Genomic DNA, 12365 nt, shown 5'->3' with positions numbered 1-12365 from the left:
TGAGGCTGTCCTCACCTGTCGACGACCGTGAGGAACCGCATGTCCCGCCGCACCACCCTGGCCGCGCTCACCGCGGCTGCTGCCCTGACGCTCACCGCCTGTGGTGGCAGCTCGGACAGCTCCGACGTCGCCGCCCCCGACAGCGGGTCGTCCTCGGACGGCGCCTTCCCGGTGACCATCCCGAACGCGTTCGGCGAGACCACGATCGACGAGCAGCCCCAGCGCGTCGTCGTCACCGGCTACACCGACGTCGACACCGTGCTCGCCCTGGGCGTCACCCCGGTCGCCTTCCAGGAGTTCGCCACCTTCCCCGACGCCGCCGTCCCGGCCCTGGGTCCCTGGGCCCAGGAGGAGCCGGCCGCCACCGCCGAGGACATCCAGGTCTTCCCGGTCGCCGCCGCCCCCTCGCTGGAGGAGGTGTTGGCCCTCGAGCCGGACCTGGTGATCGCCGTGGGCAGCGGGCTGGAGCAGGAGGAGTACGACCAGCTCTCCAGCGTCGTCCCGGTCCTGGCCCGACCCGAGGGCTCGGCGCCCTTCCTGGTCGGCCGCGAGGAGGCCACCCTGGCCATCGGGCAGGCCCTGGGCCTGGAGGACGAGGCGCAGGCGCTCCTGGACGACGTCGACACCCAGCTCGCCGACGCCGCCGAGGCCAACCCGCAGTTCACCGGCTCGACCGTCACCGTCGTCGTGCCCGACACCACCGGCGCCGGTGGCTACGGCGTCTACGTCGCCGGTGACACCCGGGTGGAGTTCCTGCGCAGCCTGGGTTTCGAGCTCACCGACGCGGTCTCGGCCCTGGAGACCGACTCCTTCTTCACCACCGTCTCCGCGGAGCAGGCCGACCTGCTCGACGCCGACCTCGTCGTCGTCCCGGCGCTGTTCGACCTGGCGGAGACCCGCAGCCAGCTGGAGGCCGACCCGGTGTTCTCCGCGGTCCCGGCCGTCGCCGCGGGCCGGGTGCTGTACCTGGACCCCTCCGCCGAGGGCGGTGCCATCAGCTACAACGACGTGCTCAGCGTGCCGTTCGCGCTGGAGGCCCTGCTGCCGCAGCTGCAGGAGATCGTCCCCGCCTGACCCCCCCCCGGCGGGTTCCCCGACGCCCCGTCCGGCACCCGCCGGGCGGGGCGTCGCCGTGTCTCGATCGGGTTGCACCGGCGGTTCTCGGTTTGCTTTCTGGGGCAGGTGGGGCGGACGGTGGGTGGTCGGCCCCGCCGAGGCACCACCCCGGCGCGGGCCGTCCCCTGTCCCCGAGACTGAACGGAGGGGCGCCGAGACCGTGCGCCACGCCTGCCTGTGACGACCACCGACCGAGAGCCGACCGACACCGGGGGCCACCCCGCGATCGCCGAACCGCCGCCCGCCCGGGCCGACGAGAAGGGCCACCTGGACACCGTCGTGTTCGGGGTCGCCGCCGTCATCGCACTGGCCTTCGTGGCCTGGGGCTTCGCCGCCCCCCAGGGCCTGGGCAACGCCAGCGGCACCGCCCTGGGCTGGATCGAGTCCAACCTGGGCTGGTTCTTCGTGCTCATCGCGTCGGGCTTCGTCGTCTACGTGATCTGGCTGGCCGCCTCGCGCTACGGCCGCATCCCACTGGGCCGCGACGACGAGGGCCCCGAGTTCCGGACCGTGTCCTGGATCGCGATGATGTTCAGCGCCGGCATGGGCATCGGCCTGATGTTCTTCGGTGTCAGCGAGCCGTTGTCGCACTACGTGTCCCCGCCGCCGGGCACCGTCGAGGCCGAGACGCCCGACGCCGTGTCCACCGCCATGGCCACCACGCTCTTCCACTGGACCCTGCACCCGTGGGCCATCTACGCCGTCGTCGGGCTCGCCATCGCCTACGGCACCTTCCGCCGCGGCCGCAAGCAGCTGATCAGCGCCGCCTTCGCCCCGCTCTTCGGCGAGAAGCGCACCAGCGGCCCCGCCGGCAAGGTCATCGACGTCCTGGCCATCTTCGCCACCCTCTTCGGCTCCGCCGCCTCGCTGGGCCTCGGCGCCCTGCAGATCGGGTCGGGCGTGGAGATCCTGGGCTGGGCCGGTGACGTCGGCAACGGCGTCCTGGTCGTCATCATCGCCGTGCTGACCATGGCGTTCGTCGCCTCCGCGGTCTCCGGGGTGTCCCGCGGCATCCAGTGGCTGTCCAACACCAACATGGTGCTGGCGCTCATCCTGGCCGTCTTCGTCTTCGTCGTCGGCCCGACCGTGCTGATCCTCAACCTCATCCCGGGCGCGATCGGCAGCTACTTCTCCGACCTGGGGGAGATGGCCGCCCGCACCGAGGCCTCCGGCGGCGACGCCATGGCCACCTGGCTGCAGGGCTGGACCGTCTTCTACTGGGCCTGGTGGATCAGCTGGACCCCGTTCGTCGGGCTCTTCATCGCCCGCATCTCCCGCGGCCGCACCATCCGCCAGTTCGTCACCGGTGTGCTGCTGGTCCCCAGCGTCGTCAGCCTGGTCTGGTTCGCCGTCTTCGGCGGGGCCGGCATCGCCGCCCAGCAGAGCGGCACCGACGTCGCCGGGCAGTCGACCAGCGAGGGGCAGCTCTTCGGCGTCCTGCAGCAGTACCCGCTGGCCAGCGTCGCGACCGTGCTGGTCATGGTGCTGGTGGCGATCTTCTTCGTCTCCGGCGCCGACGCCGCCTCGATCGTGATGGGCTCGCTGTCCCAGCGCGGGACCCTCGAGCCCTCCCGCTGGGTCGTCGTCTTCTGGGGCGTCGTCATGGGCTCGGTGGCCGCGATCATGCTGCTGGTCGGCGGGGACGAGGCCCTCACCGGCCTGCAGAACCTGACGATCATCGCGGCACTGCCCTTCGCCATCGTCATGGTCGGGCTGGCGTTCTCCCTCGCCAAGGACCTGCGGACCGACCCGATGGTGCTGCGCGGCGTGGTGGCCACCGAGGCGGTCGAGCAGGCCGTCGTCCACGGGCTCACCACGCACGGGGACGACTTCGTCCTCAGCGTGCAGCACGCCCCGGACGAGGACGGCGACGGCGTCGCCGACGGCCCGACCCCCTCGCGCACGGTGCAGGCGCGCACCGGGCAGGCCAACACGGCCGCCTCGGTGGGGTCCCCGGTCCCGGCGCCGACCGATGTGCCGGTGACCGGCAGCGACCGGGTCGGCGCGGGCCGGCCGCAGGAGCCGCGCGACTGACCGACCGCCCCCGCGACACCCTCCGCACGGCGGGTGGCCCTGCCCGCGACCCGCACCGGAGCGTGGATCAGGGTCCCTGATCAGAGTCCGTCCTCCCCCACGAGATGTCGTGGGGGAGGACGGACTCTGCTGTACGCCCCTGATCCACGCTCGCCGGCCCGGGCACCCCCTCCCGGTCACCCCGGCCGGCCTGCGGGACGCCGAGGCGTCGGTGACGATGGGGCCATGATCTTCATCGCCGTGAAGTTCCCGGTCCGTCCCGACAGGCTGGAGGAGTGGGAGCGCGTCACCGCCGAGTTCACCGCCGCCGTGCGGGCGGAGCCGGGCAACGTGTTCTTCGAGTGGTCCCGCAGCCTGGAGGAGCCGAACACGTTCGTGCTGCTGGAGGCCTTCGCCGACGGCGCCGCCGGCGAGGCGCACGTGGCCGAGCCGCACTTCCAGAAGGCGATCGACGAGATGTCGTACCTGGTCACCGACACCCCGAAGATCATCAACGTCGAGGTCGGGCAGGACACCTGGGGCGCCATGGGCGAGGTCTCGCCCCGGGAGTGAGCCGGACTCCTCGACAGGGCGGTGGGGTCAGGTTAGCCTGACCTCACTCGCTCTGGAGGTCGTCCGTGTCGCTCAGGTTGCCCGTCTCGTCCGTCGTCGCCCTGCTGGGCCCGGCCCCGGTCCGCGCTGCCGTGTGCGCCGCGCTGGACGAGGACTCGGCCCGCTGCGCCGGCGGTCACGCCAGCCTGTCCGTGGTGCGCCTGGAGGCGCACGCGCAGGACACGCTCGCGGCACGGCTCGAGGCCGCCGAGGCGGTCCGGGCACCGGTCGTGCTGGTCTCGCGGTTCACCGACGGCCTGGGGGCATCGGAGCGCCGGACCGCGTTGTCCGGGCTCCGTTCCCTGGCCGGCCGGGGGGCGACCGTCGTCGTGGACGACGTCGACCCGGTGGCCGTGCTCGCCGTCGCGGACGCCGTCCTGCGCGTGGGCGCGGACGGCGCCGTGGAGCTCGAGCGGCTGCCGGACGCGGACGCCCTGCAGCCCCTGCTCTCCTGACCGCCCCGCGAGGGGACGGCGGGGGTCAGCGGGCGGAGTAGGTGAGGCAGTCGGCCTTGTCGGCGGCCGAACCGACCTGCACGGACGCCGCGCCGCACTCGAGCTTCTCGTTGTGCACGCACTCGGTGCGGTGGCAGGCCCCGACGACGCCGGTGCGCTCGATCCCGGAGCGGAACGAGATCTCCACGAACGTGCCGCAGTGGGCGTGGTCGCCGCCGATGGTGATGGCGCCCGCGTGGCAGCCGGCGTCGGCGTTGTAGGAGCAGCTGCTCACCGAGCAGTCCTGGACCTGGGGCATCTCCTGGGTGGTGGTCATGGGGTCACGGTGACAGCCCGCGCGGGCGCCCGCCAGCCAACTGAGCCTCGCCTCACCACCCGGTCGGAGGAGTCGACAGGCCGCTGAGCTGGGCTTCCGCCTCAGCGGATGCGACGGACCGGGACGACCATCGGCGTGTCGGAGACCGGGTCCGGGATGACCCGCGCCTCGAGGTCGAACACCTCGTCCAGCAGCTGCTCGGTGAGCACCTCGGCCGGGGTGCCGGAGGCGACCATGACGCCGTCCTTCATGGCGATGAGGCGCTGGGCGTACCGGGCGGCCAGGTTCAGGTCGTGCAGCACCACGGCCACGGTGCGGCCGCGCTCGGCGTGCAGCCGGGCCACCAGCTCCAGGACGTCGATCTGGTGCGAGAGGTCCAGGTAGGTGGTCGGCTCGTCGAGCAGCAGCAGATCGGTGCCCTGCGCCAGGGCCATCGAGATCCAGGCCCGCTGGCGCTGGCCGCCGGACAGTGCGTCGACCGGGCGGTCGGCCAGGTCGGTCATGTCGGTCCAGCTCAGCGCCTCGGCGACGACGGCCTCGTCGTCCCGGGACCACTGGCGCAGCCAGGACTGGTGCGGGTGCCGGCCGCGGGCGACCAGGTCGGCCACGGTGAGGCCCTCGGGGGCGATCGGGGTCTGCGGCAGCAGGCCCAGCACCCGGGCGACCTCCCGGGTGGGGGTCTTGGCGATCGGCCGGCCGTCCAGCACGACCTGCCCGGAGCTGGGCCGCAGCAGCCGGCCCAGCGCGCGCAGCAGGGTGGACTTGCCGCAGCCGTTGGGGCCCACGATGGCGGTGAACGAGCCGTCGGTGAGCTCGAGGTCCAGGGAGTCGACGACGACGTGCTCGCCGTAGGCCAGCCGCACCTGCTCGGCGGCCAACCGCACCTGCGGTCGGGACGTCGTGCCGGTGGCCGGGTGGGCCAGGGTCGCTGTCATGTCGGCTCCTTCTCTCTCAGGTGATCGAGCGGCGGCCGCGGACGAGCAGCCAGAGCAGGTAGGGGGCGCCGATGACCGCGGTGACGATCCCGACGGGCAGCGCGATGGGCAGCACGGTGCGGGCCAGCAGGTCCGCGCCGACGACGAGCAGGGCCCCGAGCAGGCCGGAGGCCAGCAGCGGCGGGCGGGAACCCCCGGCCAGCCGGACGGCGACCTGGGGGACGACGAGGGCGACGAACTGGACCGGCCCGGCAGCCGCCACGGACACCGCGGCCAGCGCGACGGCGACCAGGACCACGACGGCCTGTGCCAGCCCGACCCGGACGCCGAGCGCGCGGGCGGTGTCCTCGCCGAACTGGAGGACGCCGAGCACCCGGGACAGCGCCAGCGCGACGGGCACCAGCAGCAGCAGCGCGGTGGCCAGCGGCCAGGCCTGGTCCCAGCTGCGGCCGTTGAGCGAGCCGGTGAGCCAGACGGTGGCCGCGGCGGCGTCCTGGATGTCGGAGCGGGTGAGCAGCCAGTCGACGAGGGCGTAGCCGACGGAACCCAGCCCGATGCCCACCAGCACCAGCCGGTAGCCGTCCACGCCGCCGCGCCAGGCCAGCACGAAGATCAGCAGCGCGGTGAGCAGGCCGCCGGCCAGGGCGGCGACCGGCAGCCCGAGTCCGCCCAGCAGCCCGCCGGCGGCTGAGGAGCCACCGCCGATGACGATGACGGCGACCGCGGCGGCCGAGGCGCCGGCGTTGATGCCCAGCGTGTCCGGGGAGGCCAGCGGGTTGCGGGCGAAGGTCTGGATGAGGGCGCCGGAGACGCCGAGTGCGAGCCCGACGAGCACGCCGACGACGATCCGCGGGGCACGCAGCTCGGTGACGATGAACTGCTGGGTGGGGTCTCCGGCCCCGACCACCGTGCGCAGCACGTCGACCAGGCCGATCGGGTAGTCCCCGCGTCCCATGCTGAGCGCGCTGATCAGCACCAGGACGACGGCGGTGACCACCGGCAGCAGCAGCTGGCGGCTGCGGACGACGCCGGACAGCGGGCCGATCCGGAGCGTGCGGCGCTTGTCGGGGCGGCGCTCGGGCGCGCGGGTGCTGATCGTGGCGGTCACAGCGCGCTCATCTTCTTGCGACGGACCAGGGCGATGAAGAACGGTGCGCCGACCAGGGCCAGCACGATGCCGACCTGCAGCTCCCCGGGGCGGACGACGACCCGGCCGACGACGTCGGCGACCAGCAGCAGGACCACGCCCAGCAGCCCCGAGTACGGGATCAGCCACCGGTGGTCGGGGCCGGTGATGGCCCGGGCGACGTGCGGGACGACGAGGCCCACGAAGCCGATGGGCCCGCAGGCGGCGGTGGCGGCGCCGGTGAGCAGGGTGATGGCCAGGATGCCGGTGGTGCGGGCCAGCAACACGTTCTGACCGAGCCCGCGGGCGACGTCCTCGCCGAGGCCGAGCAGGTTCAGGGCGGGGGCGTTGACCACGGCCAGCAGCAGCCCGACGGCGATGAAGGGCAGCACCTGCCAGGCGATCGAGCTGTCCCGGCCGGCGAGCGAGCCGACGACCCAGAAGCGGAAGCTGTCCAGCGTCTGCTGGTCGCTGACCAGCACGGCGCGGACCAGGGCGTACAGCAGGGCGGAGATGGCGGCCCCCGCGAGCGCCAGGCTCACCGGGGTGGCCCCGCCGCGTCCGCTGGAGCCGATCGCGAAGACCGCGACGCTGCCGAGCAGGGCGCCGGCGAAGGCGAACCAGACGTAGCCCGACGGGGTGGAGACGCCCAGCACGAAGATGGCCAGCACGACCGCGGCCGAGGCGCCGGCGGCGACACCGAGCAGGCCCGGGTCGCCGAGTGGGTTGCGGGTGTGGCCCTGCATGAGCGCGCCGGCGACGCCGAGCGAGAGCCCGACCAGGATGCCGAGCAGGGTGCGGGGGACCCGCAGCTCGCGGATGACGACGCCCTCGTCGCCGGGCAGCGAGCTGTCGGTGAGGGCCTGCCAGACGGTGCCCAGCCCGATCGAGCGGGTGCCGACGGCGATGCTCAGCGCGCAGACCACCACGGTGAGGACGAGCAGGAGCCAGAGGCCGCCCAGTCGGGTGGCCGGGCCGTGCAGCAGTCCGCGGCGTCGCTGCTCGGTGTTCTGCTCGCGGGCCAGGTCCTCCGGCGCGGGCGCCCGGGTCCCGCCTGCCGAGGGCTCGGCCGAGGACGGCGCGGTGGAGCGCTGGGCCACGGACGGTCTCCTGGGGGCGGCGGGGCACGGCCCTCAGGACCATGATCGGTAAGCCTCACCTTACCTCTGGGGCCGCGGCCGAGGTCAAGCCGAGTGTGCGCACCGCCACTCCCCGCCAGCCCGGTCAACGTCCGGTGGGCTGTGTCCACCCGCTTCGCCGGACGTTGAGCCGGGACACGGCGCGGCTCCACGTCCGGTGGCCCAGGTCGAGCCAGGGAACCGGACGTTGCCCCAGGGGGCGGTCGGGGGGTCAGGGGCGGCGCAGGCCGGCGACGACGAGGTCGGCCAGCTCGGCGTAGGCGGCGGCGTCGTCCAGGCCGGTGGCGGCGGTGATCTCACCGGAGTGGATGGCGGCCATGACCTGGGCGACGGCGGCCCCGACGAAGGAGGCGTGCACCGGGCGGACCGTGCCGGCGTCGACGCCGTTGCTGACCAGCTGCTGGACGCGTCGGGCGGCGGTGCGGGTGTTGCGGGCGTAGACCTCCGCGGCCGGCGGGAACGCGGCGAGGTCGGCGAAGAAGGCGGGACCGGCCGGGCGGAGCTGGTCGCTGACCGCGAGCAGGTAGGCGTGCAGCCGCTCACCGGCGTCGGTGGGCTCGGCGGCGCGGGACTCGACCGCGAGGGTGGCCCGGGCGAAGAAGCGGCGGACCGCGGCCACCACCAGCTGCTCCTTGCTCCCGGCGACGGCGTAGAGCGTGGACTTGGAGCAGTGCAGTCGCCGAGCCAGCTCGTCGAGGGTGAAGGTGGCGAATCCCTCGGTGAGGAAGACGTCGACCAGCTCGTCCAGCAGTGCCTCGCGGCGCGCGGGGCCGCGGGTCGCGAGCCTGGCCGTGGTCACGTCGTCCAGGCTATCTTCTGTACTGCACGCCATCCTGCAGTACTGATGAGAGGTGCCCGCAATGCCGGTCCAGCGTCTGGTCCCCACCCAGGAGGCCGCCGACCTCCTCGAGCTGACCCGCGACATCGCCCGCGCCGAGCTCGCCCCCCGGGTGGTCGCCGCCGAGGCCGACGAGGTGTTCCCGCGCGAGGTGTTCGCCACCCTGGGCCGCGCCGGGCTGCTGGGCCTCCCCTACGCCGAGGAGTTCGGTGGCGGCGCTCAGCCCTACGAGGTGTACCTGCAGGTGCTGGAGGAGATCAGCCGCGTCTGGGCCGGCGTCGGGGTGGGCGTGAGCGTGCACGGGCTGTCCTGCTTCGGCCTGGTCACCCAGGGCACCGACGAGCAGAAGCAGCGCCTGTTGCCGGGGATGCTGGGCGGGGAGCAGCTGGGCGCCTACTGCCTGTCGGAGTCGCACGCCGGCTCGGACCCGGCCGCGATGCGCACCACCGCCGTCCGGGACGGCGGGGACTACGTGCTGACCGGGGAGAAGGCCTGGGTGACCCACGGCGGGCACGCCGACTTCTACAAGGTGATGGCCCGCACCAGCGACCACCGCTCGCGCGGCATCTCCTGCTTCCTGGTCCCCGCCGACAGCGAGGGCCTCAGCGCCGCGCCGCCCGAGCGCAAGATGGGCCTCACCGCCCAGGCCACCGCCACGATGCGCTTCGAGGGCGTCCGGGTGCCGGCCGACCGCCGGTTGGGCGAGGAGGGCATGGGCCTGCCGATCGCGCTGGCCGGGCTCGACGCCGGCCGGCTGGGCATCGCCGCCGTCGCCGTCGGGCTGGCGCAGGGCGCGCTGGACGACGCGCTGGCCTACGCGAAGGAGCGCGAGACCTTCGGCGTCCCGATCATCGAGCACCAGGGCCTGGGCTTCCTGCTCGCCGACATGGCCGCCGCGGTCGAGACCGCGCGGGCGGTGACGCTGCACGCCGCCCGGCTCAAGGACGCCGGCCTGCCCTACTCCCAGCAGGCCTCGATCGCCAAGCTTGTGGCCACCGACAACGCGATGAAGGTGACCACCGACGCCGTCCAGGTGCTGGGCGGGGCCGGCTACACCCGGGACTTCCCGGTCGAGCGGTACATGCGCGAGGCCAAGGTGATGCAGATCTTCGAGGGCACCAACCAGATCCAGCGGCTGGTGATCAGCCGTGCGCTGGCCAAGGGCGGTGCGGTGACCACGGCGGTCGCACCCGCCGAGTTCGCCCTCGCCTGAGCCGCCGCTGGAGTGCCCTGCTGGAGTCCCCCGGTGGAGTGCCCTGGTGGAGGTTCCCTGCGCCGGGGCACTCCACCTAGGGTCCGGGGGCATGTGCCGCAACATCAGGGTCCTGCACAACCTGGAACCGGAGACCACGCCCGACGAGGTGGACGCCGCCGCGCTGCAGTTCGTCCGCAAGGTGTCCGGGTCGGTGAAGCCCTCCCAGGTCAACCAGGAGGCCTTCGACCGGGCGGTGGCCGAGATCGCGCACGCCACCCGGCACCTGCTGGACGACCTGACGACGTCGGCACCCCCGCGCGACCGCGAGGTCCTCGCCGCCCGCGCCCGCGAGAAGGCCGCAGCCCGCTACGCACGCTGAGGGCCCGGGACGTGGTCCCGGGCCCTCAGGTGACGTGCTGGAACGGCCTCGTCGCAGGGTCCCGTACCGCGCGGAGCGTGGTGCGGGGGGCGACGAGGTCCTTCCTCAGTCGAAGACGATGACGCCGCGGATGTTCTTGCCGGCGTGCATGTCCTCGTAGGCCTCGGTGACCTGGTCCAGCGTGTACTCCTTGGTGATCAGCTCGTCGAGCTTGAGCTGGCCGGCCTGGTACATGCGCAGGAGCTTCGGGATGTCCGAGTGTGGCGACTGGGCGCCGATGATCGCGCCCTGCAGGCGCTTCTGCATGAGGGTCAGGTCGAACATCGAGATCGGGGACATGTCGGTCATGGCGCCCAGGCCCGTGGCGACGACGGTGCCGCCCTTGCGGATGGAGGCCAGGCCCTGGGCGGGGTGCTCGGGCTTGAGCACGCCCACGGTGATCAGGGTGACGTCGGCGCCCTGGCCCTGGGTGATCGACTGGGCGTATGCGGTGGCCTGGTCCATGTCCTCGAACACGTCGGTGGCGCCGAACTCCTGCGCCATCTCGCGCTTGAAGGGGGTCGGGTCGACGGCGATGATGCTGGTCGCGCCGGCGTGCTTGGCGCCCTGGACGGCGTTGATGCCGATGCCGCCGATGCCCATGACGATGACGACGTCGCCGGGCTTGACCCCGCCGGCCTCGACCGCGGTGCCCCAGCCGGTGGGCACGCCGCAGCCGACGAGGGCGGCGGACTTGAGCGGGATGTCCTTGTCGATCTTGATGACCGAGGCGACGTCGGCGGTCGTGTACTCGGAGAACGTGCTGATGCCGCACATCTGCCCGACGTTCTCGCCGTCGAGCTTCATCCGGAAGTCCTCGGCGTCGTCGGCGCGGGAGCCGACGAGCAGCAGGGCGCCCTTGTCGCAGAGGTTGAAGTCGCCGCGGCGACAGGCCATGCACTGGCCGCAGGAGGGGACGAAGGAGAAGACGACGTGGTCGCCCTCCTCGAAGCCGGGGGTGTCGGGGCCGACCTTGGTGATGACGCCGGAGCCCTCGTGGCCGCCGCAGAACGGGTAGGTCATGACCTGCAGGTCGCCGGTCTGGAGGTGGTCGTCGGAGTGGCACAGCCCGGAGGCGGCCAGCTTGACCTGGACCTCGCCGCGACGCGGGTCGTCGAGCTCGAGGGTGACGGTCTCGTAGGACCCGGGGGACGAACGGATGATCGAGGCGCGAGTGGTGGTGGGCATCGTTGCTCCTGTGCTTCGCTCGAACTGGGTGGCACCTGGTGCCACGTGCAGGTGTGACCATAAACGCATCCGTTGAGTCGTGGTGACCCCGGTCACCTGGGCATCTCCGGGACTGCAACGTCGAGCAACGCAGGAGGGTCAGAGACCGCCCGCCACCCGGACCACCGTGCCGGTCGTGTAGCCGGCGTCGGGGCCCATCAGCCAGACCACGGCGGGGGCGATCTCGGCCGGTTCCCCGGCCCGGCCCATCGGGACCCGGGCGACGACCCGGGTGGGGCGGTCGGCGTCCCCGGCGCCGGCGTGGATGTCGGTGAGCACCAGGCCGGGGGCGACCCCGTTGACCCGCACGCCCGCGGTGGCCAGCTCCTTGGCCAGCCCGACGACGAGTGCGTCGACGCCGGCCTTGGCCGCGGCGTAGTGCACGTACTCGTGCGGGGAGCCCAGGGTCGCCGCCGAGGAGGAGATGCAGACGATGGCGCCGCCGGGTCCGCCGCGGTCGGTGGACAGCAGCTGGGCGGCTCGGCGGCAGCACAGCACCGCGCCCAGCAGGTTGGTGTCCAGCACGGTGCGGACGACGTCGACGGGGGTGTCGGCGAGGTCGCCCAGGTGCGCGGTGAGGCCCGCGTTCGCGACCAGGCCGGTGACCGTGCCCAATGGGGTGTCGAAGAGCCGGTCGACGTCGTCGGGGTCGGTGACGTCGGCCCGCACCGCCACGGCCCGCGCCCCGGCCGCCTCGGCGTCGGCGACCACCCGGGCGGCGGCGTCCCCGTCGGCCCGGTAGCCGACGACCACGTCGTGTCCGACCCGGGCGAGCGCGGCGACGGTGGCGGCGCCGATGCCGCGGCTGCCGCCGGTGACGACGGTGAGGGGTCGGGTCATGCCCCCATGCTCCCGCGGCCTCGGCATGGGATCCCTCGCATACCGGTGGCGGCTCCAGCTGTATGCGGGGGATCCCATGCCGGGGCGTCGCGGGGTGGGGACGCAGAACGGCCCCGGTCCGCAGGGGACCGGGGC

At 73.5% G+C, this 12365-nt stretch carries 13 protein-coding genes; 6 read left to right on the top strand and 7 right to left on the bottom strand.

Annotated elements, in window-relative coordinates; all coding sequences use genetic code 11:
• The first annotated feature begins 39 nt into the window (after nt 1–39).
• The 4 genes from AC0IVP_RS10650 to AC0IVP_RS10635 all read left to right on the top strand — a co-directional run bounded on the left by AC0IVP_RS10650 (nt 40) and on the right by AC0IVP_RS10635 (nt 4196).
• Nucleotides 40–1074 carry an iron-siderophore ABC transporter substrate-binding protein gene (locus AC0IVP_RS10650; RefSeq protein WP_056295267.1) on the top strand — a complete coding sequence of 345 codons (1035 nt, stop codon included), beginning with the start codon at nt 40–42 and terminating at the stop codon, nt 1072–1074.
• A gap of 219 nt (nt 1075–1293) precedes the next feature.
• Entirely contained in the window at nt 1294–3150 is a 1857-nt protein-coding gene (locus tag AC0IVP_RS10645; RefSeq protein WP_235564771.1) for a BCCT family transporter, read from the top strand.
• Nucleotides 3151–3375: 225 nt separating this feature from the next.
• A complete protein-coding gene (locus AC0IVP_RS10640; protein ID WP_056295263.1) occupies nt 3376–3702 on the top strand; it encodes a putative quinol monooxygenase in 327 nt (108 codons plus the stop codon).
• A gap of 65 nt (nt 3703–3767) precedes the next feature.
• The gene (locus tag AC0IVP_RS10635; protein ID WP_056295261.1) at nt 3768–4196 is read left to right on the top strand and encodes a hypothetical protein; all 429 of its coding nucleotides are present in this window, start codon (nt 3768–3770) and stop codon (nt 4194–4196) included.
• A gap of 25 nt (nt 4197–4221) precedes the next feature.
• Here the strand turns inward: AC0IVP_RS10635 and AC0IVP_RS10630 are convergent, their stop codons facing one another.
• The 5 genes from AC0IVP_RS10630 to AC0IVP_RS10610 form a co-directional block, all read right to left on the bottom strand.
• Nucleotides 4222–4512 carry a DUF1540 domain-containing protein gene (locus AC0IVP_RS10630; RefSeq protein ID WP_056295258.1) on the bottom strand — a complete coding sequence of 97 codons (291 nt, stop codon included), beginning with the start codon at nt 4510–4512 and terminating at the stop codon, nt 4222–4224.
• Nucleotides 4513–4613: 101 nt separating this feature from the next.
• Nucleotides 4614–5447: an ABC transporter ATP-binding protein gene (locus AC0IVP_RS10625; protein WP_056295255.1), complete on the bottom strand. Its 834-nt coding sequence runs from the start codon at nt 5445–5447 to the stop codon at nt 4614–4616.
• 16 nt (nt 5448–5463) lie between these two features.
• Nucleotides 5464–6555, bottom strand: a complete 1092-nt coding sequence (locus tag AC0IVP_RS10620; RefSeq protein WP_471756491.1) for a FecCD family ABC transporter permease — start codon at nt 6553–6555, stop codon at nt 5464–5466.
• Complete coding sequence (locus AC0IVP_RS10615) at nt 6552–7673, bottom strand: FecCD family ABC transporter permease (protein WP_471756489.1); 1122 nt, start codon at nt 7671–7673, stop codon at nt 6552–6554. The genes AC0IVP_RS10620 and AC0IVP_RS10615 overlap by 4 nt, the downstream gene beginning before the upstream one ends.
• Nucleotides 7674–7923: 250 nt before the next feature.
• A complete protein-coding gene (locus AC0IVP_RS10610) occupies nt 7924–8511 on the bottom strand; it encodes a TetR/AcrR family transcriptional regulator (RefSeq protein WP_471756487.1) in 588 nt (195 codons plus the stop codon).
• A 61-nt stretch (nt 8512–8572) separates the two neighbouring features.
• Here AC0IVP_RS10610 and AC0IVP_RS10605 point away from each other — a divergent pair, with 61 nt between their 5' ends.
• Both AC0IVP_RS10605 and AC0IVP_RS10600 read left to right on the top strand, forming a co-directional pair.
• Complete coding sequence (locus AC0IVP_RS10605; protein WP_471756485.1) at nt 8573–9763, top strand: acyl-CoA dehydrogenase family protein; 1191 nt, start codon at nt 8573–8575, stop codon at nt 9761–9763.
• A 91-nt stretch (nt 9764–9854) separates the two neighbouring features.
• On the top strand, nt 9855–10124 hold the full coding sequence (locus AC0IVP_RS10600) for a DUF2277 domain-containing protein (protein ID WP_471756483.1): 270 nt from the start codon (nt 9855–9857) through the stop codon (nt 10122–10124).
• 105 nt (nt 10125–10229) lie between these two features.
• Here AC0IVP_RS10600 and AC0IVP_RS10595 read toward each other — a convergent pair whose 3' ends face one another.
• Both AC0IVP_RS10595 and AC0IVP_RS10590 read right to left on the bottom strand, forming a co-directional pair.
• Nucleotides 10230–11351, bottom strand: a complete 1122-nt coding sequence (locus tag AC0IVP_RS10595; RefSeq protein WP_056295244.1) for an NDMA-dependent alcohol dehydrogenase — start codon at nt 11349–11351, stop codon at nt 10230–10232.
• A gap of 138 nt (nt 11352–11489) precedes the next feature.
• Nucleotides 11490–12230: an SDR family oxidoreductase gene (locus tag AC0IVP_RS10590; protein WP_471756481.1), complete on the bottom strand. Its 741-nt coding sequence runs from the start codon at nt 12228–12230 to the stop codon at nt 11490–11492.
• Nucleotides 12231–12365: the final 135 nt, after the last annotated feature.

It is taken from the genome of Klenkia sp. AC732 (assembly GCF_979256525.1).
The sequence above is the reverse complement of the archived record's forward strand: the minus strand, read 5'-3'. Positions and strand labels throughout refer to the sequence as shown.

Coding starts and splice junctions, on each gene's coding strand:
- AC0IVP_RS10650 (WP_056295267.1), top strand. CDS start 40: ATGTCCCGCCGCACCACCCTGGCCGCGCTCACCGCGGCTGCTGCCCTG.
- AC0IVP_RS10640 (WP_056295263.1), top strand. CDS start 3,376: ATGATCTTCATCGCCGTGAAGTTCCCGGTCCGTCCCGACAGGCTGGAG.
- AC0IVP_RS10630 (WP_056295258.1), bottom strand. CDS start 4,512: ATGACCACCACCCAGGAGATGCCCCAGGTCCAGGACTGCTCGGTGAGC.
- AC0IVP_RS10625 (WP_056295255.1), bottom strand. CDS start 5,447: ATGACAGCGACCCTGGCCCACCCGGCCACCGGCACGACGTCCCGACCG.
- AC0IVP_RS10605 (WP_471756485.1), top strand. CDS start 8,573: ATGCCGGTCCAGCGTCTGGTCCCCACCCAGGAGGCCGCCGACCTCCTC.
- AC0IVP_RS10600 (WP_471756483.1), top strand. CDS start 9,855: ATGTGCCGCAACATCAGGGTCCTGCACAACCTGGAACCGGAGACCACG.
- AC0IVP_RS10595 (WP_056295244.1), bottom strand. CDS start 11,351: ATGCCCACCACCACTCGCGCCTCGATCATCCGTTCGTCCCCCGGGTCC.
- AC0IVP_RS10590 (WP_471756481.1), bottom strand. CDS start 12,230: ATGACCCGACCCCTCACCGTCGTCACCGGCGGCAGCCGCGGCATCGGC.